The sequence below is a fragment of the Mycobacterium sp. HM-7 genome (assembly GCF_053852335.1).
Genome location: NZ_CM132657.1, coordinates 6023155 through 6044855, shown reverse-complemented (window position 1 = coordinate 6044855; position 21701 = coordinate 6023155). Strand labels below are relative to the sequence as shown.

The window sequence follows — 21701 nt, the reverse complement described above, 5'->3', positions numbered from 1 at the left end:
GGCCACACGCCGTTCGCCGCTGCACCTCTCGGGGCGGCCACAACCCGGCCACAAGCGCGCCATCACGCGTCGGCGCCGCGGTGCCCGACGTACTCTGGTCAACGTGCGATTGCAGCGGCAGGTGGTCGACTATGCGCTCCGGCGCAGGTCGCTGCTGGCCGAGGTCTACTCGGGCCGCACCGGCGTCACCGAGGTGTGTGACGCCAACCCGTACCTGCTGCGCGCAGCAAAATTTCATGGCCGGTCCAGTTCGGTGATGTGCCCCATCTGCCGAAAAGAACCACTGACATTGGTGTCATGGGTCTTCGGCGATCACCTCGGGGCGGTGTCGGGTTCGGCCCGCAGCACCGAGGAGCTCGTCATGCTGGCCGCCAAATTCGACGAATTCGCGGTTCACGTGGTGGAGGTATGCCGCACTTGCAGTTGGAATCATTTGGTCAAGTCATATGTATTAGGGACGCCGAGTCCTCCGAAGGCGGCGAAGCCTCGTGGCACCCGGGCGGCGCGCTCGAAAGCGCGCACCGCCAGTGAGTGACGGAGCGAGCGGGGCTGGGCGACACAGCCGGTCGGACAGCGGCGCGACCAGAGGGCCGGCCGGCGCACCGCAAGGTCGCCCCGGACCCGTGCCGCCGGACGACCGGCGGACCATGATCCTGCCGCCGGTCGCCAAGGCCGACGACCCGCGGCTGCGGGATCCGATCGACGCGGTGAAGGCCGCGCTCGATGGCACCAAGCGCCCGAGCCAGCCCCCGATGAGTCCGAGCGCTGGCATGAACCCGCCGCCGCCGACGTCGCCGCCCCCACCGCCGCCGCGGACCGGTGGTGGAAAGTCCGGCGGCCCCCAGTTGCCGCAGTTCAAGTGGAACTGGAAGGTGTTCCGGCGGCTCTGTTACGCCGGCGCCGTGGTGTTGCTGGTGCTGCCGATCGTCACGTTCGGGATGGCGTACCTCATCGTCGACATCCCCAAGCCGGGCGACATCCGCACCAACCAGGTGTCGACCATCCTGGCCAGTGACGGCAGTGAGCTCGCGAAGTTCGTCCCACCGGAGGGGAACCGGGTCGACGTCAACATCGACCAGATCCCGGTGCATGTCCGCAACGCGGTGATGGCCGCCGAGGACCGGGATTTCTACACCAACCCGGGCTTCTCGTTCTCCGGCTTCGCGCGCGCGTTCAAGAACAACATCTTCGGCGGCGACCTGCAGGGTGGGTCGACCATCACGCAGCAGTACGTCAAGAACGCATTGGTCGGTGACGCCCGTTCCGGCATGGGCGGTTTGGTCCGCAAGGCCAAGGAACTGGTGATCGCCACCAAGATGTCGCGGCAGTGGTCGAAAGACGAAGTGCTGCAGGCGTACCTGAACATCATCTATTTCGGCCGCGGTACCTATGGCATCGGCGCGGCGTCGAAGGCCTACTTCGGCAAGCCGGTCGAGCAGCTCGACGTCGCCGAGGGCGCGTTGCTCGCGGCCCTGATCCAGCGGCCGTCGACCCTGGACCCGGCCGTCGACCCGGAGGGCGCCGCCGAGCGCTGGAACTGGGTGCTCGACGGCATGGTGACCATGGGTGCGCTGTCCAAGGAGGACCGCGCGCAGCAGAAGTTCCCGGCCACGGTGCCGCCGGAGCAGGCGCGGCAGGCGAACCAGACCGAGGGGCCCAACGGACTGATCCAGCGGCAGGTGATGAAGGAGCTGCAGAGCATCTTCAACATCAACGAGCAGGCGCTGAACACCGAGGGGCTGCAGGTCACCACGACCATCGATCCCAAGGCGCAATCGGCCGCCGAGGACGGGGTGTCGAAGTACCTGGACGGCCAGGCCGACGACATGCGCGCGGCGGTGGTGTCGGTCGATCCGCATACCGGCGGCATCAAGGCCTACTACGGCGGCTCCGACGCCAACGGCTTCGATTTCGCGCAGGCCGGTCTGCCGACGGGCTCGTCGTTCAAGGTCTTCGCGTTGGTGGCGGCGCTGGAGCAGGGCATCGGCCTGGGGTACCAGGTCGACAGCTCGCCGGTGACGGTCAACGGCATCAACATCACCAACGTCGAGGGCGAGGGGTGCGGCACCTGCAGCATCGCCGAGGCGCTGAAGCGGTCGCTGAACACCAGTTACTACCGGTTGATGCTCAAGCTCAAGCACGGCGCGCAGGACGTCGCCGACGCCGCGCACAAGGCCGGTATCGCCGACAGCTTCCCCGGCGTCGAGCACACGCTGTCCGAGGACGGCAAGGGCGGACCGCCCAACAACGGTGTCGTGCTGGGTCAGTACCAGAGCCGTGCCCTGGACATGGCCTCGGCGTATGCGACGCTCGCGGCGTCCGGTGAGTACCACAAGCCGCACTTCGTGCAGAAGGTCGTCAACGGCGACGGTCAGGTGCTGTTCGACGCCTCGTCCCAGGACAACTCGGGTGAGCAGCGGATTCCGAAGGCCGTCGCCGACAACGTGACCTCTGCGATGCAGCCCATCGCCGGCTATTCGCGCGGCCACAACCTGGCCGGCGGCCGGGCGTCGGCGGCGAAGACGGGCACCGTGCAGCTCGGTGACACCGGCGCCAACCGCGACGCGTGGATGGTCGGCTACACGCCGTCGCTGTCCACCGCGGTGTGGGTCGGTACGACGGCCGGGACGCAGCCACTGGTGAACAAGGGCGGCGGGCCGGTGTACGGCTCGGGCCTGCCGTCGGACATCTGGAAGTCGACGATGGACGGCGCGCTGAAGGGCACCGACAACGAGTCGTTCCCCAAGCCCACCGCCATCGGCGGGTACGCGGGCGTGCCGCAGGCACCGGTGATCAAGCCGCCGGCCCCTGATGACCCCCAGGCGCCCCCGCCGGGCGCGCCGACCGAGACGGTGGTCCAGCCGACGCTCGTCGTCGCCCCGGGCATCACGATCCCGTTCGGACCGCCGACCACGATGCAGGTTCCCCCGCATCAGGAGGTGCCGCCGCCTGGTGGCGGTGACCCGAACCAGCCTGGCCCCCCGCCGCCGCCGTGACGGTCGACGAACCAGACGAGCCCGGCGCCCCGACGGTCTCGCCGGCCCGGCTCGCCCAGGACCTGCGCAGCGCCGACGACCGCGACCTGCCCAGCCGCACCGACGCCTTGGGCGCGGCGCTGTCCGGCGTCGTGGGTGGGCCGGTGGGCCGGCACGCGATGATCGGCCGAGCGCCGTTCCTGACGCCGTTCCGCGTGATGTTGCTGATCGCGCTGGTGTTCCTCGGGCTGGGCTACACGACGAAGGCGCCGTGCCTGGTGACGACCGGGAGCGGCACCGCCGATCAGCGCGTCGCCAACTGGCAGAACCAGCGCGCGTACTACGAGTTCTGCTACTCGGACACCGTGCCGCTCTATACCGCGGAGCTGCTGAACCTCGGCAAGTTCCCGTACAAGTCGAGCTGGATCGAGACCGACAGCGCCCACAAGCCGCGCGTGCAGTACGACGGGACCCGCGCGATTCGCTACATGGAGTATCCGGTGCTGACGGGCATGTACCAGTACGCGTCCATGTCCGTGGCCAAGACGTACACGGCGTTGTCGAAGCTGGTCCGGATGCCGGTGGTCGCCGAGGTGATCATGTTCTTCAACATCTCGGCGTTCGGGCTTGCGCTGGCCTGGATGGCCACCGTGTGGGCCACCATGCGGATGTCCGGGCGGCGGCCGTGGGACGCCGCGGTCGTGGCTGGGTCGCCGATCCTGATCTTCCAGGCGTTCACCAACTTCGACGCGCTCGCGACGGGGTGCGCGGCCGGCGCCATGCTGGCCTGGTCACGCCGGAAACCGGTGGTGGCCGGGGTGTTCATCGGGGTCGGGGTGGCCCTGAAGCTGTATCCCCTCTTGCTGCTCATCCCGCTGGCGATGCTGGCGGTGCGGACCGGCAGGTGGCGGCCGGTGGCCAAGACCGCGATCACCGCGCTGATCACCTGGATCGCGGTGAACCTGCCGATCATGGTGATGTACCCGCGCGGGTGGTCGGAGTTCTTCCGGCTCAACACCCGTCGCGGCGATGACATGGACTCGCTGTACAACGTGGTGAAGTCCTTCACCGGCTGGGGCGGCTTCGACACCAACCTCGGGTTCTGGGAGCCGCCGACGGTACTCAACTCCGTCAGCGCGGTGCTCTTCGTCTTGTGTTGTGCGGCAATCGCTTACGTCGCGTGGACGGCGCCGCAACGCCCACGGCTGGCGCAGCTGGCTTTCCTGGTGGTGGCGGCGTTCCTGTTGACCAACAAGGTGTGGAGCCCGCAGTACTCGCTGTGGCTGGTGCCGCTGGCCGCGCTCGCGCTGCCGCATCGTCGAATCCTGTTGGCGTGGATGACCATCGACGCGCTGATCTGGATTCCGCGGATGCTGTATCTGTACGACGACCCCAAGCTCGGATTGCCCGAACAGTTCTTCACGACGACCGTCCTTCTGCGGGACATCGCGGTGATCGGACTGTGCGCATTGGTGATTCGTGCGATCTACCGGCCGGAGCTGGATCTGGTGCGATCCGGAGGCCGGGGCTCGCCCATTGACGATCCGTCCGGCGGCGTCTTCGACGAAGCCGACGACAATCCGCCGCGCTGGTTGCCGGCCCGGTTACGCCCGCGCCCGATCGCCGTCGCCGAACCCGATCCTGACCCGGAACCCGAGCTCGCGCCCACGGCATAAATGGGCTGCGTTCCGTGCCGCGCGGTGGCAGGGTCGAGGCGTGACCGACCTGACCTTCTCCGATTCCATCGTCGTCGATTCCGATCCTGAGACCCTCTATGCCCTGGTCTCCGACGTGACCAACATGGGCCAGTGGAGCCCGCAGTGCAAAGAGTGCTGGTGGGAGGACGAGGACGCCGGCCCTGTCGCCGGTGCCTGGTTCAAGGGCCGCAACGAAGCGGGCGACCGGACTTGGGAGACCCGCAGCCAGGTCGTGGTCGCCGAGCCCGGCCGCGAGTTCGTCTGGGAGGTCAACGGCGGCTGGGTGCGCTGGGGCTTCACCCTCGATCCCGTCGACGACGGCACTCGGCTCACGCAGTCGTGGGAGTTCTTGCCGGCCGGCATCGCGGGCTTCCATGGGCGTTGGCACGACGACGCCGATGCGCAGATCGCACTCCGCACGAAGCACGCGAAGGAAGGCATCCCGCTGACGCTGGCCGCGATCAAGAAAACGGCCGAGGCCTAGGTTCTCGTCTTCACGGCGTTGACCCTGGGCTGAGGGCGAAAAAGTCCGAGTAGCTGGAGCCCTGGTTACAGGGTCAGTATCAGCAGTTGCGGTTGTGACCGCTGACTCTGAACACACGGCGGAAAAGTTCGAGTGGCGTGCGCCGCCGGCACAGAGTCAACAGCGGCGACGCGTTGACCCCGCGGTGAGGATGAAATAGTTCGAGTGATCGACGCCGCTGGTGCAACGTCAATGACAACCTCCGACTCAACTCTGATACGTCGGCGGGTACTGCGGAAAATACTGCGGCACACCCCGGCTCTGCTCCGCCTTGATCCACGCGGTGGTTGACGGCAGCAGCACCAGGACCATCGTGGTGATCGGGAATGCCAGGCCGACAAAAGCGCTGACGGCACTTTCGGGTGAGTTCCAGTCGCCCGACGTCACGGCGCTGGTGAAGACGTACGTCATCACCTCGCTCACGATGGCCACCGCACATCCACTGACCACGAGCCACCGGCCGAGCATCTTGCGTCGAAAGAGCAGCACCGCACCGGTGATGAGCAAGATGCTCAGCAGCGTGCCGAGCACGAGGCTGATGATCACCACGGCGACCAGCCCGATGGCAAGGATGCCGAGGATGCTGTCGAGGAATTCGACATCAGATCGGTCGAAGTTGCTGCCGATCGATACGAGGGCGATCAGGAAGAACAGCGAGACAGCGGTGATGCCGAGGCTGAGCAATCCGCCCAGCGCCGCCAGCACTCCGGCGGTGATCGCGGTGCCGCCGCTGGGCTGGGCCGGTGCCGCCGGCGGACCTGGGTAGGCGCCTGGCTGCGGGTACTGCGGATACGTCATGTTCCCCCTCTGCCGCCAGGTCGGTCCACTCAGCCCTGGTATGGCGGGTACTGCGGAAAATATTGCGGCGCAACGGCATTGCGCTTGGCCTCAATCCAGGCGGTTGTCGAGGGCAGCATGACCAACACGATCGTGGTGATCGGGAAGACCATGCCCAAGAGCGGCAGCACACCCAAGCCGCCATAGCCCGGGTAGCCGGCTGTCGCACTGCTGCGTACCGCGAAGCCGATCACGTTGCTCACGATGGCAAGCGCGCACCCGCCAACGATGAGCCAGCGCCCGAGCATCTTGTGTTGAAACAGCATCACGGAACCGGCGAGGAGCACTGCGCCGAAGACGATGCTGGCCAGGCTCCCGACGATCAGCAACGCGTAGATATCGCCACCGATGTCGGAGCCGTTCGAGAGCCCAGCATCACTTTTGATCGCAGCAATGCCGATGAGCGCGAGAATCCCGCTGCCGAGTCCCGCCAACGCGCCCAGAGCTGCCAACGCGCCCGCAGTGATTGCCGTACCGCCGCTGGGCGACGCAGGTGGCATGGGCGGATACCCGCCCGGATAACCACCCGGCTGGGGGTATCCCTGCGGGTAGCCCGGCTGGGCTGGATAACTCTGCGGATACCCCGGCTGCTGTGGGTACCCGGGCTGCCCCGGAAACCCTTGGCCGTACGGCCCCTGTGGGTAGGTCATGCGTCCCCCTCGCTGACAACAAGCTGTGAACCAGCCTATCGGTGGTGACGACTTTTGCATTGACTGCGAACTGACGCCGACGAAGTCCGGGTAGCCGTGTGCGCGGATTCGCGGTCAACAATCCGCGCGGGGGTGGCCCGAACTCAGCCCTGGTACGGCGGGTAATACGGATATGGCTGCGGCGCAATGAGATTCCGCCTGGCGCGTATCCATCGGTTGGTCGAGGGCAGGAAGGTCAGTACGACGGTCGCCACGGAAAAGATCACGATCGGGAGGGCGATCACCCCGACGACGCCGGCCCCGTCCGCATTTGCCGCCAGGAAGGCTCCGAGTCCGAACACGAAGATGGGCACACATCCGACGGCGATGAGCCAGCGACTGGCCGGCTTGCGCGACAGCAGCATGAAACCGCCGGCCAGGATCAGCAGGCCGCCGATGACCGACATCGAAAGGAACCAGTCGCCGAGGTGCGACGAAGAGCGGGTGGTGAAGGGGTCCGGTTTCTTCGTGAGGGACTCCACCAAGGTCACGGCACCGAGGCAGCCATGCAGCAGTCCGCCCATGATCGACAGCACGCCCGCGATGACTCCACCGACCCCGCCGGTCGACGGCGGCGGCACGGGTGCGGGCGGATAACCACCCGGCTGCGGGTATCCCTGCTGGTAGGCGGGCTGGGCCGGATAGGCCTGCGGATACCCCGGCTGCTGCGGGTACCCGGGCTGCTGCCCCGGAAATCCCTGGCCATAGGGCCCCTGCGAATACGTCATGCGTCCCCCTCGCCGACAACGATCTACACCCAGACTAGTGATCTTGACGCCGCCGTCAGGACGCCTCTTCCGAGCGCCGATTTCGCAGCTCAGGGCCTCTTCGGGTAACCTGACCCGGTTGCCGACGCAGGCGACCCTCCTGCCACGGAACACGCCGTGGCCGACACGACCATAGGAGGTGATGGGTTCCACATGCGTCCATACGAAATCATGGTCATTCTCGACCCCACACTTGACGAGCGCACCGTAGCTCCGTCGCTGGAGACGTTCCTGAACGTCGTCCGCAAAGACGGCGGCAGCGTCGAAAAGGTGGACATCTGGGGCCGTCGCCGGCTGGCTTACGAGATCGCCAAGCACGGTGAAGGCATCTACGCGGTTGTCGACCTGAAGGCCGAACCGGCCACGGTCAGCGAGCTCGACCGTCAGCTGAACCTGAACGAGTCGGTGTTGCGTACCAAGGTCCTGCGGACCGACAAGCACTAGAAGCACCGAAGCTCTGCGGATTTGTCGCGGGCCTTGCGTAGGCTCGCGCCTAATTCACCCAATCCGTCCCAGGAGGATCTCGTGGCTGGTGACACCACCATCACCGTTATCGGAAACCTGACCGCTGACCCGGAACTGCGCTTCACGCCGTCCGGTGCTGCTGTTGCGAACTTCACCGTGGCTTCGACGCCGCGGATGTTCGACCGGCAGAGCAATGAGTGGAAGGACGGGGAGGCGCTGTTCCTCCGCTGCAACATCTGGCGCGAGGCGGCCGAGAACGTCGCCGAGAGCCTGACCCGGGGGTCGCGTGTCATCGTGACCGGCCGGCTGAAGCAGCGCTCGTTCGAGACCCGTGAGGGCGAGAAGCGCACCGTAATGGAGGTCGAGGTCGACGAGATCGGCCCGTCCCTGCGGTACGCGACGGCGAAGGTGAACAAGGCCAACCGCAGTGGCGGCGGCGGTGGCGGCTTCGGCGGCGGTGGTGGCGGGAACTCCCGTCCGGCCGCTGGTGGCGGCGCTCCGGCCGACGACCCGTGGGGCAGCGCCCCGGCATCGGGTTCGTTCGGCGGCGCCGACGACGAGCCGCCCTTCTGATCCACGTAATTGGCTGGGCAACCAGCTAGACCCAGAAAGAGAAACACATGGCCAAGGCCACCAAGCGGCGTCCGGCGCCGGAAAAGCCGGTCAAGACCCGCAAGTGCGTGTTCTGCTCCAAGAAGGCGCAGATCATCGATTACAAGGACACCGGACTGCTCCGGACCTACATCAGCGAGCGCGGCAAGATCCGTGCGCGTCGCGTCACCGGCAACTGCGTGCAGCACCAGCGCGACATCGCCATCGCCGTGAAGAACGCCCGTGAGGTTGCGTTGCTCCCGTTCAGCTCGTCGACTCGATAGGGAGGACTGAGAAAATATGAAGCTCATTCTGACCACCGAGGTCGACCACCTGGGTTCGGCCGGCGACACCGTTGAGGTTCGTGACGGCTACGGCCGCAACTACCTGCTGCCCCGCGGCCTGGCCATCGTGGCCAGCCGTGGTGCCGAGCGTCAGGCGACCGAGATCCGTCGGGCGCGTGACGCCAAGACGGTTCGCGACCTGGACCACGCCAACGAGCTGAAGCAGGCGATCGAGGCCCTCGGCCCCGTGTCGCTGGCTGTCAAGGCCGGTGCCGACAGCGGCAAGCTGTTCGGTTCGGTGACCGCGGGCGACGTTGTCGCCGCGATCAAGAAGGCCGGTGGGCCGAACCTGGACAAGCGCACCGTCGAGCTGCCCAAGGCGCACATCAAGTCGGTCGGCACCCACAAGATCGCGGTGCGTCTGCACCCGTCGGTCAACGTGCCGGTGTCGCTGGCTGTCGTCGCCGGATAGGACGCAGTAGCTCAAGCAGCAGAACGCCCGGGTGGAGTCAATCTTTGACTTCGCCCGGGCGTTTTCTGTTGACAACGGGCGAACATTCTCCGCCAATCTGCAAACAACGATCTACGCCGGCTGTTAACCTACGCGGCCCATTTACGCCATGTCCGCGCAACACAACACGCCCGAGATGGCTACCCGGCACGACACGCCGCATGAATTCCCATACACAGGCTCACAGGCGATATATAGGCTGTTGACCTGCAGGATTGGGAATTTACCCGCGGGTATTCCACAAGTTCTCCCCAACCCGTCAACATCGTTGTCCACGTCTTTCCACATTTCATCCCCAGGGTTATCAACAGGGGTGGTTCCGGAGCGCGCCAGCAACGTCTAGCGTGGTGCGTCGCACGACAGGTGGAGCGGCTTGCGAGCCCGGCCTGTCGGCGGGGTGAAGTACGGTCACAAGTAGCTCGTTTCGAACGTTTGTTTGATGTTGATTTTCGGGGGAGGAGGAGCGCTTCGTGGCTGTCGCTGACGACCTGGGTCGGTCCGGCATGGAGGAACCGCCCAGCGAGGATTTCGGCCGGCAACCGCCGCAGGACATGGCTGCCGAGCAGTCGGTGCTGGGGGGCATGCTGCTGTCCAAGGACGCGGTCGCCGATGTCCTGGAGCGCCTCCGTCCGGGCGACTTCTACCGTCCGGCGCACCAGAACGTCTACGACGCCATCCTCGATCTGTACGGCCGCGGGGAGCCCGCTGACGCCGTCACCGTCGCCGCGGAGCTCGACCGCCGCGGTCTGCTCAAGCGCATCGGTGGTGCGCCGTATCTGCACACCCTGATCTCCACGGTGCCGACTGCCGCCAATGCCGGCTTCTACGCCGGCATCGTCGCCGAGAAGGCCACGCTGCGCCGCCTCGTCGAGGCCGGCACGCGCGTCGTCCAGTACGGCTATGCGGGCGCCGAGGGTGCCGATGTGGCCGACTTGGTGGACCGGGCACAGGCCGAGATGTACGACGTCACCCAGACTCGCAGCAGCGAGGATTTCACCGTCCTGGAGGAGCTGCTGCAGCCCACCATGGACGAGATCGACGCCATCGCTTCCAATGGCGGTATCTCGCGTGGCATCCCGACCGGCTTCACCGAGCTCGACGAGATCACCAACGGCCTGCACCCGGGCCAGATGATCATCGTGGCCGCGCGCCCCGGTGTGGGTAAGGCGCTGGCGCTCGACACTCCGCTGCCCACCCCCGGCGGCTGGACCACCATGGGCGACGTCTCGGTCGGTGACGAGCTGATCGACGCCAACGGACGGCCCACGCGCGTCGTCGCCGCGACCCCGGTGATGGAAGAGCGGCCCTGCTACGAGATCGATCTGTCGGACGGCACCACCATCGTGGCCGACGCATCGCACCAGTGGCCGACCGGCCGCGGCATCGTCACCACCGCGACCCTGCGGCCCGGCGCTGACCGGCTCGAGCCGGCATTGACCGCCGGCGGGCTGGCCGTGCTGACCCGCCCCGTGACGATTTCTGATGTGCGCCGGGTGGATTCGGTGCCGGTGCGCTGCGTCGAGGTCGACAACCCGGCCCACCTGTACCTGGCCGGGCGCTCCATGGTGCCGACGCACAACTCGACGATCGGCCTGGACTTCATGCGGTCCTGCTCGATCAAGCACCAGCAGGCGAGCGTCATCTTCTCGCTCGAAATGAGCAAGACCGAGATCGTCATGCGACTGCTCTCGGCCGAAGCGAAGATCAAACTGGGCGATATGCGTTCGGGCCGCATGAGCGACGACGACTGGACCAAGTTGGCTCGCCGCATGAGCGAGATCTCCGAGGCGCCGCTGTACATCGACGACTCACCGAACCTCACCATGATGGAGATCCGGGCCAAGGCCCGTCGTCTGCACCAGAAGGCCAACCTGCGCCTCATCGTCGTCGACTACATGCAGCTGATGACCTCGGGTAAGAAGTTCGAGTCGCGGCAGCAGGAAGTCTCGGAGTTCTCGCGGTCGCTGAAGCTGATGGCGAAGGAACTCGAGGTGCCCGTGGTCGCGATCAGCCAGCTGAACCGTGGTCCCGAACAGCGCACCGACAAGCGCCCGCAGGTGTCGGACCTTCGTGAATCGGGATCGCTGGAGCAGGACGCCGACATGGTCATGCTGCTGCACCGCCCGGACTCCATCGACCGAGACGACCCGCGCGGTGGTGAAGCCGACATCATCCTGGGTAAGCACCGTAACGGCCCGACCGCGAATATCACTGTGGCACACCAGCTTCACTTCTCGCGGTTTACGAATATGGCGCGGTAGCGGGGGTGATTATTGCTATCCCGCCGCCTGCGCGCTGATCATCCAGCACGCGGCGGTGAACCGAACCTCGGTTCCGTGCACAAAGGGATCGAAGGCGGGACGGACGGCGGCGATGACGTGGGCGCGGGTCCGCTCGTCCTTGCCTTGAAGGGCCAGACCGACAGGACCCAGCTGCGTAATGAAGCGGATCAACTCCGGTTCGGGCAGGGTGCACTCGACGTCGATCGGCTGGAGGTCGACGTCGGCCCAACCACCCGCGTCGAGGATCGCGGTGACCCGTTGCGGGTCGGCGAAGGAGAACTGTCCGGGGCCGTCTGCCGCGGGGACGGGAAGGTTCGGCAGCAGCGGGGCCGCCTCGCGCAGGCCGGTCGTCATGAACGGATTCTGCGCGGCGCTGCGCCAGGCGATGACGTGGAGCGACCCGCTGTCGGTTGTGGCGCGCCGCAGGTTTGCGAAGGCCTGGATCGGGTCGTTGAAGAACATGACACCGAATCGCGAGATGATCGTGTCGACGCCTTCGCGTTCGAACGGATGTGTCTGCACGTCGGCGAGGACGAAACTCGCTGGTATGCCTTCCCTTTCGGCCCTGTTGCGGGCGGCGGCGATCATCGGCTCGGACACGTCGGCGCCGATGCACCGGCCCTCAGCGCCGAGCCTGCGGGCGGCGGCGAGTGTGGTGCCGCCGGTACCGCAGCCGACATCGAGTACCCGCCGCCCCGGTCCGGCAACCACACCGTCGACGAGCAGGTCCTCCAATCCCTTCATCATCTGGTCCAACAGGTCCTGCGCGTCGACCCAGGCGCCTGCCGCAGTTGAGGTCCAGTGATCGGTCTGCTCGTCGTTCGGTTGTGTGATGTCCATCGGTCGATTCCTTGCGGCATTGTTTGTTGGAGTCATTGTCCAGAGTCCTTTGATTCCAACGAAATTGGTGCCACATCCCGTTCATTCCGGTGTTGGTAGGCCGGCGTCCTCGGCCAACAGACTCTGCACAATCGACGTGGCCGCGAGCGAACCTGTCGCGATCGCCGAGGCTACCTGCGGCATTTGCGCATTGGCGTTGTCGCCGGCGGCGAAGATTCCGGGAACTGTTGTCCGGCAGAGCGCATCGATTGCGATGGGATTCACCACCGCCGGCGTCGGCTCACCGAATCCGACCCCGAGCTGCTGCGCCAACTGTGACCGCTGATGCAGTGTCGTCGCGACGAGCAGACCGCTGCGTGCCAGCCGGGTTCCGTCCGTGAACACGATGGCTTCCAATTCGCCACTGGTTGAGGCGAGTTCAGCAATGGGCCGGTCATCGACCGCGACGCCTGCCGCGGCCAACAGGGATCGGGCGTCACCATCGAGTTCCGCGGGTCCTCCAGTCAGGAGCACAATGTCGTCGCTCCATCCTTTGAGCAATACCGACGATTGCACTGCCCGCTTGCCATTGGCCAATACCGCCAGCGGTTGATCGCGAACCTCCCAGCCGTGGCAGAAGGGGCAGTGGAACACCGACCGCCCCCACAACTGCGCGAGCCCGGGCAGCGCAGGTGGCCGGTACTCCATGCCGGCCGCCAGGAGCACACGACGGGTGCGTTCACGCCGACCGTCGGACAGTTGCAGTTCGAACACCTCGCCGGCACGCTCACCCGCCACCACCTCACCGGTCCGCACTTCGACGGACGGATAGGCGGCAATCTCCCGCCGCCCGGCCTCGTACAGTTCGCCCGGTGGGCGGCCGTCGTGACCCAACAACCCGCCGATGCCGTGGGCGGCGAGGTTGTTCTGCTGACCCGCGTCGACCAGCAGCGTTCGCCGCCGCGCCCGGCCCAGTACCAGACCCGCGCTCAAGCCTGCGGCTCCGCCGCCGACGACTATGGCGTCCCATGTTGTGCTCATGACCTAATCCTCCTGATTGTTTGGAGCGTTGACGGCATCGGCTTTGTGCGTGTCCGCGGAATCTGTTCCCAACAGTTTTCGGACGGAGATCCGCGAACCGAACGGCTGCAGCATCTGACTGGCCGGCCTGGTGCGCACGTTCAGCGGCCACCAGAACCAGCGGCCCAGTAGCGCCGCGATCGACGGCGTCATGAGCGATCGCACGATCAACGTGTCGAAGATGAGGCCGAGGCAGATCGTGGTGCCAATCTGCTGGATCATGACCAGGTCACTGACGATGAACGAGCCGAGGGTGAAGGCGAACACCAGCCCCGCGGCGGTCACGACTCCGCCGGTGCCACCCATCGCCCGGATGATGCCGGTATTCAGTCCGGCACCTACTTCCTCTTTGAAGCGCGAGATCAGCAGCAGGTTGTAGTCTGCCCCGACCGCGAGCAGGATGATGATGGCCAGGGCGGGTACGAGCCAGAACAGCTCGACTCCGAAGATGTACTGCCACACCAGGACTGAAAGTCCGAGCGCGGCTCCCAGGGACAGTACGACGGTACCGACGATCACGATGGCCGCCACGAAGCTGCGGGTGACGAAGATCATCACCAGCAGGATCAATGCGACTGCCGCCAACGTGACGAGCATCAGGTCGTACAGCGATGCCTCCTGGATATCTTTGTAGGACGATGCCGTGCCGGCGATGTAGATCCTCGCGTCCGACAGCGGGGTCGCCTTGATCGCATCGAAGGCCGAGTTTCGGATGGCGTCGATGTGCGAGATGCCTTCGGGGCTAGCGGGTTTGCCCTCGTGCGTGATCGTCATTCGGGCGGCTTTGCCGTCGGGTGACATGAACAGCTCGAGGGCGCGTTTGAAATCGGCGTTGTCGAACGCGTCCGGTGGGAGGTAGAACGAATCGTCGTTCTTGGCGTCGTCGAAGGCCTTGCCGAGCGAGGTGGCGTTCTGCAGTGCCTCTCGGCCCTGCGCCAGGGTGCCACTGATGGTGGCGTAATTCGACTGCAGCAGTGCGCGATTGGTCTTCTGGATGTCGAGCTGCGGTGGGATCAGCGACTGCACCTGCGGTTGCAGCGCGTTGAGTTTGTCGAGGCTCGCGGTGATCTTGCCGAATTGGTCACTGAGTTCGGAGATGCCGTCGAGTGAGTCGAACACCGATCGCATGGCCGCACACGTCGGGATGTTGTCGCAGTGTGGCTCCCAGTAGAAGTAGTTGCGCAGCGGCCGGAAGAAGTCGTCGAAGTTGGCGAGGTTGTCCCGGACCGCGTTGATGGTGTCGACGGTGTCGTGGAATGCCCGTACCTGTTCGTCGGTGGCGTCGGTAGCTTGCTGCTGCAAGGAGAGCTGACGTTGCAAGATGTCGATCGCCTTGTCCGTCTGAGCAATCTGGGTCAGGAGGTCGCGTGCACGGTCCTCCTGGTAGCTCAGGTTCATGATCTGCCCCGCGCTCTGGGCGCTGATCTGAAATGGAATGGAGCTGTGCTTGATCGGCGTACCGAGGGGGCGCGTGATCGATTGCACCAGTGCGACCCCTGGGGTGTGCAACACCGCTTTGGCGACGCGTTCCAGAGTCAGCATGTCCGCCGGGTTGCGCATGTCGTGGTCGGATTCGATCATCAGCAACTCGGGATTGAGCCGCGCCTCCGAGAAGTGGCGTTCGGCGGCGGTATATCCGATGTTGGCCGGGGCGCTATCGGGCATGTACGGCCGGCCGTCGTAGCTGATCTGTGCCCCCGGCAGCGCGAGTAGGCCGACCGCGGCCACCGCCAACGAGGCGACGAGCACGGCTCCCGGCCACCGCACGATGGTCGTGCCGACGCGGCGCCAGCCCGTGGTGCGAAGCACACGTTTGGGGTCGAGGTAGCCGAACCGGGTGGCGATGGTCACCACTGCCGGTCCGAGTGTCAGGGCCGCGGCCAACGTCACGACAAGGCCTGTCGCCGTGGGGATGCCGATGCTGCTGAAATACGGGAGCCGGGTGAAGTGCAGGCACGCCACTGCTCCGACGATGGTGAGGCCTGAGCCGACGATGACATGGACGGTGCCACGGAACATGTCGTGGTAAGCCGCCTCGTGATCGAGGCCCTTGCCGCGCGCTTCCTGATACCGCCCGACGAGGAAGATGGCGTAGTCGGTGCCCGCGGCGATGGCCATGCCTGTCAGAAGATTCACCGCGTAGGTGGACAGGTCGAACAGGCCGGCGTTGCCGAGCACCGCGACCACACCCCGCGTTGCGGCGAGTTCGACTGCGACCACGAGGAGAACGATCAACATGGTGATCCACGAGCGGTAGACGATGAGCAGCATCACCGCGATGACGAGAAACGTGACGGCAGTGATGATGTGGGTGCCTTCGTTGCCGATCTCGAAGTTATCGGTGATCAACGGGGCGGCGCCGGTGACGTACGCCTTGATCCCCGGGGGTGGCGGCGTGTCGGCCACGATCTTGCGGATGCTGTCGACGGAATGATTGGATCGCGCCTCGCCCTGGTTGCCTTGGAGGTAGACCTGTACGAGCGCGGCCTTGCCGTCCTTGCTCTGGGCGCCGCCCGCGGTGACCGAATCGCCCCAGAAGTCCTGGACGTGCTGGACGTGTTCGGTATCTGCTCGCAACTTCGCGACGAGGCCGTCGTAGTACGTGTGCGCCTCTTGGCCCAGCGGCTGATCGCCCTCGAGCACGATGACGGCCGCACTGTCGGAATTGAACTCGCCGAACTTCTTCCCGATGTGCTTCATGTCCATGACCGACGGAGAATCAGGCGCGTTCAAGGCCACCGAACGCTCGGTACCGACGATCTCGAGTTGGGGCACCAGTATGTTCGTGACGCCGGCGACCGCGATCCAGATGACAATGATCGGTAGGGCGAGTGTGCGGATGACACGCGCTGACCGGGAAAGGCCGGATCCCGCTGTCCCGTGCTGGCTCACGCCGTTTTGTCCAGACAGGCGATGTATCCGTTCACGTCGTGTGAAGACCTTTCATCCTTGACAGCGCCGTTGACAGTGATGCGGCAGGTGATGCCGCTCGAATTTCCCTGGGCGCGTAGGTCGGCGAACAGCGTCGTATCCTCGGTGACCAAGTCGTGCGACCACGGCAGCGGTGCGTCGTCGACGCGCTGGGGTTGAGCGTTCTCGTCGAGGAAGTTGATGGTTGCCCGCGCGCCGGGGTCTCCGAGGATCTGCAGGCGGACCAGTTTGGGGTTGAATCCGGTGTTTTCGGGCGAATCGGCTGAGGGCCTTGACGTTTGGTCCTGCGAGCCGAAGATGCCGTGCAAGCGGTAGACGCCGCTGACGACCAGCGCCACCACGATCGTCGCCACGAGCACCGCCCAGTGGCGGGCGGCAGCGCGTCGTATCGGTGATGTCAGCATGGGAACCCTTTCATGTGCGACAACCTTTTCCAGTCCGACGGTTAGGGCGCCGTCAGTCCTGGACGCGGAGGGACTGGCGCAACTGCTTGTCGAAGATGCGGCGGGGAGCGAAGCGACGCAGCGCGCTGAGTTGGCGGGCTGAGCCTGCGGGATAGCGCACTTTTGGGGTGGAGTCCGTCGCGGCGGCCACGATGACCTTCGCCACGACGGCGGGATCGTCGCCGTTGTTGACCTGTTCGGCCACTGCCTGGTTGGAGCGCTCCCGTTGCCGTACGTATGCCGTCAGCGCGTTGTCCGGTTTTGCGGTGTTGTCGTCGAAACTGGTTCTGGTGCCACCGGGCTCGACGAGAAGTACTCGGATGTTGTGTTCTCGAACCTCGTGGTCCACGGACTCGGAATAACCCTCAAGGGCGTACTTGGTCGCGCTGTACGCCGCCATGTATGGCGCGGGCATCAACCCGAAGATCGACGAGATGTTGATGATGCGTCCGCTGCCCTGCTTGCGCATGTACGGGAGGACGGCGTTCGTCATCCGAATGACGCCAAACACATTGATGTCAAAGAGTTTCTGCGTCTGGGAGATCGAGTTCTCCTCGCTTGCCCCGGCAAGGCCCATACCGGCGTTGTTGACCAGCACGTCGATGCGCCCGAACCGCGCGATCACCGCATCCACCGCTGCACCGACGGACTCGTCACATGTGACGTCGAGGTCGACGAACGTCAACCCTTGGCCGCCTTCCTGCCCCGCGGTATTGCGGCTGGTACCCACTACCTCAAACCCTGCGTGAATCAGGCCGCGGGCCGCGAACTTGCCAAGGCCCGAGCTGGCGCCAGTGACCAGTGCGACCGGTCGTGAACTTGCCATGTGAATCGTTTCCTAACTTCGTGGCTGGGGTTGCTCAGTTCGATGACGCCTGGGCTGGGTTCGGTCAACCCTGCTGGTGCCGACCCGGGTGGAGACGCTTTGAGACGAACATACACGTTCAATAGTGGAACGCTAGCGTTCTATTCCCGGGCGATTAGGATCACACGGTGGCTGTTTCGACAAAGCGCCTGACGGGCGTGCAAGCGCGCACCCGGGCGGCGATCCTCGCGGCTACGGCTTCCGTACTGGCCGCGAATCGGACGGCCACCATGCCGGAGATCGCCGCAGCGGCCGGCGTCGGCCGCACCACGCTGCACCGTTACTTCGCGGACCGCGAGACGCTTATCTACGAGGCGACGCTGGATTCGATCCGAGTGCTCTCTGAGGCGGTGGACGAGGCCGCCACCGACGACGGGCCGGCACTCGAGGCGATCCGGCGCTTCGTCACTGCGGCCGTCTCAATCGGGGAACGACTGGTCTTCCTCTTCGGCGACCCGGCGATTCTCCGGGATATCCCACAGGACCAATCCCCGAACGAAGAGCCGGTGATCAACCTCATCGCACGTGGACAACAGGAAGGGGTGCTCGACCCGGACCTCAATCCGACTTGGATCCGCCACGCCCTCTACGGATTGATCGTGCGAGGCAATGAGCAAGCCATGGCCGGCGCCCTGCCGCGGCACGCCGTCGCACAGTTGATCGCCCGGACCTTCGAACGAGGCGTTTGCGCGGCTCCCTAGCGCAACAGGAACGCGACGAGGACCGGCGCAGCAGCGCCGCCCGCGGCGATAAGCCGCTCGCCTCTACATGTGACGCGTCAGATTCGAACCCGCCAGGCACCGTAACCTGGCGGTGATACCCAATTCCGTTGCCACACAGATCAATTGGTCCCGTAACACCTTTGTGTAAACGCATAGGGCATCCCTGCACCCGACAAGCCCCCTGCCGCCGACAGTGGTGCCGTACTCGGCTTCGGTCGGACGGACCTCGGGTACGAGCGTGAGATCACCGGGCAATTTTGAGCAGTGCCAGCTTTTCGCTGGTGGCGCTGCCTGGCTCCGGATGGTAGATCTGCAGAATTTGGCCGTCGGAGTCCGGAATGACAAATCGGTTGCGGCGGAACAACAATTCGCCAATCACAGGGTGGTTTAGGTGGCTGGTGCCTGCCGGACGATAGCCCACGTCGGCTCTGGTCCAAAGCTCTGCGAAGGACGCACTGCTCGTGCAGAGTTCGTCGACGAGTTCATCGAGGCGAGGGTCACGGCTTTCACCGACAGCGGCTTGCCGCAGAGCGCCGACGACACCGGCTGCGGTGGCGTCCCAGTCGAGGTGGAGTCGACGCTCGGCTGGGTCGAGGAATAACGCGCGGAGAAGGTTGCGGCCGGGTGTGAAGCGCACGGCTCCGTCCCCTGGTAGCTGCGCGCTCATCTCCTATCCTACGCCGGGTAGCTCCTATGCCTCGGCGGGCGCCGACCCCGCCCGAGGAATGAGCTTCGTCGGGCAAAGCCACGCAACCACTTTCGAGTTCAAGCGACGGCCGAACGCGGCAATGCGCTCAAAGCTCCGTCCGAGTGGGTCGCGATGGAGCGCAACGGCTTTCGCGCATGCGCAGGATCAGGGCGATCTCGTCCTTTGATTCGGCTGCCGGATTGAGAACTTGGTGCAAGAGCAGGCCGCGAATAGCGGCAATGACGACGGTGGCCAGGCTCAGCGCTTCGTTGGTGTCATGCCCCTCCCGTTCCGCGAGCGAGGCCAGCATCGTGGTGAGGTCGTCGAGCGAGTCGATGAACTCACGAAAGTCCCCGGGGCTGTATGCGGCGAGTCCTACGACATGGAAGAAGCCGCGGACGCGCGACCGCTGCCCCGGGCGCGAGTACGCCCGCCAGATCGCCACAACGAGGTCGTCAAAGGTGCCTTGCCTGGCGATCTTGAAGAGCGCCTCGTTGTCACGAGATCGCTGCACCGTGAGCATGGCCGCCAAGACCCCCGAGAGTGACCCGAAGTGGTACCGCAGGAGGGCGTGGCTGGTCTCGGCCCGGAGGGCCACTTCACGCAGCGACATCCCCGGCGACGGAAGATCGTCCTGGAAGGCGTCGAGCAGCCGAGCCAGAAGACGCTCGCGCGCGCCACCACCGCGTTCCGCGCTTGACAAGGCCACTCGTACAGCTTATCCATTGGATAGAAGTTATCCAATGGATAAGACAATTCAGGGTTCCGCGCCTGGGGGCCGCCAAGTTGTAAAGGATCTGGATGAGCTCCATGTGGCAAGGCTGCCTCGCCGACACCGAGTACTTCGAGATGCGTTCCGGCAGTGGGCATGACTACGGCGTCTGGGTTACCACGCCACCGGGCTATGACCCTGCCGCGATGCGAGCGCCGGTCGTGTATGTGCTCGACGGGAACTTTGCCGTGGGCCTGACGGCTCCGCTGATCGTGACGCAGATGGACCCTATGCAACGGATCCAGCCGTACATCCAAGTCAGCGTCGGCTATGCGGGCGAGGAAGCGCAGGACTGGGATCGGCTGCGCAACAGGGACTTTGTGCCACCCGGCGAGCCCGTCGCCAAGGAGCTCGTCGATGCCGTGGAGATGGGAATTGAAGTGGGCGCCAGGACGCGCGAGCAAGCCGACGCCTACCTCGCCGAGTTACGCGACGCTCGCGCCGATGTCTTCCTGAGTTTCTTGACGACGGAACTCCACCCGCAGATCGAACGCGACTATGGCACCGCGACACATGGTCACGGCCTTTTCGGCTACTCCTATGGCGGATTGTTCAGCCTCTACACGTGGCTCACCGACACCACCCTCTTTGAGAGCGTCGGAGCGGGCAGCCCTGGCGTCATCGGCGAAGACAGTCAGATCTTCGCCCAGATCGACAAGCTGGGTGACAGCAGGCGTGCCGCCAAACTCCACCTGACCATCAACGACCGCGAGCTTGTCGGAGACCTGGCCGTCTACCAACGCCTCGCGAAGAACACGGCCACGGTCCTTCACCGCCTCACCGCACGCGGCGAAACAGTCACCAGCGAAATCCTGCACGAAACACACGTCACTGGCCTGCAGGCCTCATTCCTCAGTTACCTCAGAACCTGCCGCCCCTATGAGCGCTTGGTGGGCGCGGCGTCCGGACGTCGGTAGGCACGAAGGCGGCTCGCGAACGAGGACCGCGTCGCCGTGGCGGCGGGCCGAACTATCACCCCGCGGGCGACGAGCTCGCCCACCACGGCAACACCACACACCTGCGCCAAGAGCAGTGAAATCAGGACCAGAACCTGCACCGCTCCTGCCTGCGCTGCGGAGCCCGTCGCCAACAAGACACCCACGAACGCGCCGGGCAGGGTGACCAATCCGGCTGTGCGGGCCTGATCCAGATTGGGCAGCAGCGCATCGGACAACGGCCGTTGAATCACCATCATCGTCGAAAACCGTTCCGAGAGACCCAAACTGAGTGCCGCCTCGACCTCCCCCCGACGCTGATCCAGCGCATCGAGTGCACGGCGAGCCGCCACCGAAGATGCGGTCATCGTGCCACCGAGCACGATGCCGAACACTGGAACCAGCGCGACGCCCTGCATGGGCACGACACCGGTGACCAGCAGCAATGGAATCACCGCGGCCATGCCGGCGCCAAGGGCAACGGTCATCCAGGCCGCACCACGACGGGCTTGGCTGCGCCGCATGGCGGTAGCCGAGGCGACGGCGAACATGACGGCGAGCACCAGCACCGAGGACCACACTCGCTGTAGCGCTGCGGCCAGAACGGTTGCCACGGCGGCCAACTGAACGGTGGCGCGCAGCGCGGCGACAGGCGCCGCCCACGGTGAACCCTTCAGTGCCAGCCAGTTCACCGCGGCAGCCGCGAGGGCCATGGCCACGCACACGACGATCAGCGCCGGGGACAGCAGAGGGCCGGTGGTGCTCACGCCCATCAGTGTGGCGGTTCATTACTCTCGGGGCTTCAGACAGCCACCTTTACTCGCG

Annotated in this window: 22 protein-coding genes; 11 read left to right on the top strand and 11 right to left on the bottom strand. The window is 65.5% G+C overall.

The genetic code is table 11. The features are described 5' to 3' along the window. The first annotated feature begins 103 nt into the window (after positions 1 to 103). The 4 genes from ACWW1C_RS29045 (at position 104) to ACWW1C_RS29030 (ending at position 5156) form a co-directional block, all read left to right on the top strand. The gene (locus ACWW1C_RS29045; protein WP_455981478.1) at positions 104 to 535 is read left to right on the top strand and encodes a DUF5318 domain-containing protein; all 432 of its coding nucleotides are present in this window, start codon (positions 104 to 106) and stop codon (positions 533 to 535) included. 88 nt (positions 536 to 623) lie between these two features. Beyond that, on the top strand, positions 624 to 2996 hold the full coding sequence (locus ACWW1C_RS29040; protein ID WP_455981477.1) for a transglycosylase domain-containing protein: 2373 nt from the start codon (positions 624 to 626) through the stop codon (positions 2994 to 2996). Further along, positions 2993 to 4651, top strand: a complete 1659-nt coding sequence (locus ACWW1C_RS29035) for a glycosyltransferase family 87 protein (protein ID WP_455981476.1) — start codon at positions 2993 to 2995, stop codon at positions 4649 to 4651. The genes ACWW1C_RS29040 and ACWW1C_RS29035 overlap by 4 nt, the downstream gene beginning before the upstream one ends. A 40-nt stretch (positions 4652 to 4691) precedes the next feature. Further along, positions 4692 to 5156, top strand: coding sequence for an SRPBCC family protein (locus tag ACWW1C_RS29030; RefSeq protein WP_455981475.1), 465 nt, complete (start codon positions 4692 to 4694; stop codon positions 5154 to 5156). Positions 5157 to 5402: 246 nt separating this feature from the next. On the opposite strand, the gene ACWW1C_RS29025 is transcribed toward ACWW1C_RS29030, so the two are convergent. The 3 genes from ACWW1C_RS29025 to ACWW1C_RS29015 all read right to left on the bottom strand — a co-directional run bounded on the left by ACWW1C_RS29025 (position 5403) and on the right by ACWW1C_RS29015 (position 7449). After that, entirely contained in the window at positions 5403 to 5993 is a 591-nt protein-coding gene (locus ACWW1C_RS29025) for a hypothetical protein (protein WP_455981474.1), read from the bottom strand. 29 nt (positions 5994 to 6022) lie between these two features. Next, positions 6023 to 6532: a hypothetical protein gene (locus tag ACWW1C_RS29020; protein WP_455981473.1), complete on the bottom strand. Its 510-nt coding sequence runs from the start codon at positions 6530 to 6532 to the stop codon at positions 6023 to 6025. A 293-nt stretch (positions 6533 to 6825) separates the two neighbouring features. Beyond that, complete coding sequence (locus tag ACWW1C_RS29015; protein ID WP_455981472.1) at positions 6826 to 7449, bottom strand: hypothetical protein; 624 nt, start codon at positions 7447 to 7449, stop codon at positions 6826 to 6828. Between the two features lie 192 nt (positions 7450 to 7641). On the opposite strand from ACWW1C_RS29015, the gene rpsF reads away from it, so the two are divergent. The 5 genes from rpsF (at position 7642) to dnaB (ending at position 11600) form a co-directional block, all read left to right on the top strand. Next, on the top strand, positions 7642 to 7932 hold the full coding sequence (rpsF, locus tag ACWW1C_RS29010) for a 30S ribosomal protein S6 (RefSeq protein ID WP_073695044.1): 291 nt from the start codon (positions 7642 to 7644) through the stop codon (positions 7930 to 7932). An 81-nt stretch (positions 7933 to 8013) separates the two neighbouring features. Next, the gene (locus ACWW1C_RS29005) at positions 8014 to 8526 is read left to right on the top strand and encodes a single-stranded DNA-binding protein (protein ID WP_455981471.1); all 513 of its coding nucleotides are present in this window, start codon (positions 8014 to 8016) and stop codon (positions 8524 to 8526) included. A 47-nt stretch (positions 8527 to 8573) separates the two neighbouring features. Continuing rightward, on the top strand, positions 8574 to 8828 hold the full coding sequence (gene rpsR / locus ACWW1C_RS29000) for a 30S ribosomal protein S18 (RefSeq protein ID WP_043391572.1): 255 nt from the start codon (positions 8574 to 8576) through the stop codon (positions 8826 to 8828). A gap of 16 nt (positions 8829 to 8844) precedes the next feature. Continuing rightward, positions 8845 to 9300, top strand: a complete 456-nt coding sequence (rplI, locus tag ACWW1C_RS28995) for a 50S ribosomal protein L9 (protein ID WP_455981470.1) — start codon at positions 8845 to 8847, stop codon at positions 9298 to 9300. A 509-nt stretch (positions 9301 to 9809) separates the two neighbouring features. Further along, positions 9810 to 11600 carry a replicative DNA helicase gene (gene dnaB, locus ACWW1C_RS28990; RefSeq protein ID WP_455981469.1) on the top strand — a complete coding sequence of 597 codons (1791 nt, stop codon included), beginning with the start codon at positions 9810 to 9812 and terminating at the stop codon, positions 11598 to 11600. Positions 11601 to 11615: 15 nt separating this feature from the next. Here dnaB and ACWW1C_RS28985 read toward each other — a convergent pair whose 3' ends face one another. From ACWW1C_RS28985 to ACWW1C_RS28965, 5 genes are all read right to left on the bottom strand, one after another. After that, positions 11616 to 12461 carry a class I SAM-dependent methyltransferase gene (locus tag ACWW1C_RS28985; protein WP_455981468.1) on the bottom strand — a complete coding sequence of 282 codons (846 nt, stop codon included), beginning with the start codon at positions 12459 to 12461 and terminating at the stop codon, positions 11616 to 11618. An 81-nt stretch (positions 12462 to 12542) separates the two neighbouring features. After that, a complete protein-coding gene (locus ACWW1C_RS28980; RefSeq protein WP_455981467.1) occupies positions 12543 to 13481 on the bottom strand; it encodes an NAD(P)/FAD-dependent oxidoreductase in 939 nt (312 codons plus the stop codon). Positions 13482 to 13484: 3 nt separating this feature from the next. Continuing rightward, a complete protein-coding gene (locus tag ACWW1C_RS28975) occupies positions 13485 to 16412 on the bottom strand; it encodes an MMPL/RND family transporter (protein ID WP_455981466.1) in 2928 nt (975 codons plus the stop codon). Further along, entirely contained in the window at positions 16409 to 16855 is a 447-nt protein-coding gene (locus ACWW1C_RS28970; RefSeq protein WP_455981465.1) for an MmpS family transport accessory protein, read from the bottom strand. Before ACWW1C_RS28970 ends, ACWW1C_RS28975 begins: the two co-directional genes overlap by 4 nt. Before the next feature lie 52 nt (positions 16856 to 16907). Continuing rightward, positions 16908 to 17720: an oxidoreductase gene (locus ACWW1C_RS28965; RefSeq protein ID WP_455981464.1), complete on the bottom strand. Its 813-nt coding sequence runs from the start codon at positions 17718 to 17720 to the stop codon at positions 16908 to 16910. 167 nt (positions 17721 to 17887) lie between these two features. Here ACWW1C_RS28965 and ACWW1C_RS28960 point away from each other — a divergent pair, with 167 nt between their 5' ends. Beyond that, the gene (locus ACWW1C_RS28960) at positions 17888 to 18460 is read left to right on the top strand and encodes a TetR/AcrR family transcriptional regulator (protein WP_455981463.1); all 573 of its coding nucleotides are present in this window, start codon (positions 17888 to 17890) and stop codon (positions 18458 to 18460) included. A gap of 265 nt (positions 18461 to 18725) precedes the next feature. Here ACWW1C_RS28960 and ACWW1C_RS28955 read toward each other — a convergent pair whose 3' ends face one another. Both ACWW1C_RS28955 and ACWW1C_RS28950 read right to left on the bottom strand, forming a co-directional pair. Next, positions 18726 to 19148 (bottom strand): MmyB family transcriptional regulator, encoded by a 423-nt coding sequence (locus ACWW1C_RS28955; protein ID WP_455981462.1) that lies wholly within the window; start codon positions 19146 to 19148, stop codon positions 18726 to 18728. A 127-nt stretch (positions 19149 to 19275) separates the two neighbouring features. Then, positions 19276 to 19878 carry a TetR/AcrR family transcriptional regulator gene (locus tag ACWW1C_RS28950; RefSeq protein WP_455981461.1) on the bottom strand — a complete coding sequence of 201 codons (603 nt, stop codon included), beginning with the start codon at positions 19876 to 19878 and terminating at the stop codon, positions 19276 to 19278. Positions 19879 to 19970: 92 nt separating this feature from the next. Between ACWW1C_RS28950 and ACWW1C_RS28945 the strand changes: the two genes are divergently transcribed. Then, a complete protein-coding gene (locus ACWW1C_RS28945; protein WP_455981460.1) occupies positions 19971 to 20858 on the top strand; it encodes an alpha/beta hydrolase in 888 nt (295 codons plus the stop codon). Here the strand turns inward: ACWW1C_RS28945 and ACWW1C_RS28940 are convergent. Beyond that, on the bottom strand, positions 20819 to 21649 hold the full coding sequence (locus tag ACWW1C_RS28940) for an ABC transporter permease (protein ID WP_455981459.1): 831 nt from the start codon (positions 21647 to 21649) through the stop codon (positions 20819 to 20821). The genes ACWW1C_RS28945 and ACWW1C_RS28940 overlap by 40 nt on opposite strands. Between the last annotated feature and the right edge of the window lie 52 nt (positions 21650 to 21701).

Excerpts from the sequence above, each read along its gene's own strand:
- ACWW1C_RS29025 (WP_455981474.1), bottom strand. The coding sequence starts at position 5,993 with ATGACGTATCCGCAGTACCCGCAGCCAGGCGCCTACCCAGGTCCGCCG.
- ACWW1C_RS29020 (WP_455981473.1), bottom strand. The coding sequence starts at position 6,532 with ATGCCACCTGCGTCGCCCAGCGGCGGTACGGCAATCACTGCGGGCGCG.
- ACWW1C_RS29015 (WP_455981472.1), bottom strand. The coding sequence starts at position 7,449 with ATGACGTATTCGCAGGGGCCCTATGGCCAGGGATTTCCGGGGCAGCAG.
- rpsF (WP_073695044.1), top strand. The coding sequence starts at position 7,642 with ATGCGTCCATACGAAATCATGGTCATTCTCGACCCCACACTTGACGAG.
- rpsR (WP_043391572.1), top strand. The coding sequence starts at position 8,574 with ATGGCCAAGGCCACCAAGCGGCGTCCGGCGCCGGAAAAGCCGGTCAAG.
- rplI (WP_455981470.1), top strand. The coding sequence starts at position 8,845 with ATGAAGCTCATTCTGACCACCGAGGTCGACCACCTGGGTTCGGCCGGC.
- ACWW1C_RS28985 (WP_455981468.1), bottom strand. The coding sequence starts at position 12,461 with ATGGACATCACACAACCGAACGACGAGCAGACCGATCACTGGACCTCA.
- ACWW1C_RS28980 (WP_455981467.1), bottom strand. The coding sequence starts at position 13,481 with ATGAGCACAACATGGGACGCCATAGTCGTCGGCGGCGGAGCCGCAGGC.
- ACWW1C_RS28970 (WP_455981465.1), bottom strand. The coding sequence starts at position 16,855 with ATGCTGACATCACCGATACGACGCGCTGCCGCCCGCCACTGGGCGGTG.
- ACWW1C_RS28965 (WP_455981464.1), bottom strand. The coding sequence starts at position 17,720 with ATGGCAAGTTCACGACCGGTCGCACTGGTCACTGGCGCCAGCTCGGGC.
- ACWW1C_RS28955 (WP_455981462.1), bottom strand. The coding sequence starts at position 19,148 with ATGAGCGCGCAGCTACCAGGGGACGGAGCCGTGCGCTTCACACCCGGC.
- ACWW1C_RS28945 (WP_455981460.1), top strand. The coding sequence starts at position 19,971 with ATGAGCTCCATGTGGCAAGGCTGCCTCGCCGACACCGAGTACTTCGAG.
- ACWW1C_RS28940 (WP_455981459.1), bottom strand. The coding sequence starts at position 21,649 with ATGGGCGTGAGCACCACCGGCCCTCTGCTGTCCCCGGCGCTGATCGTC.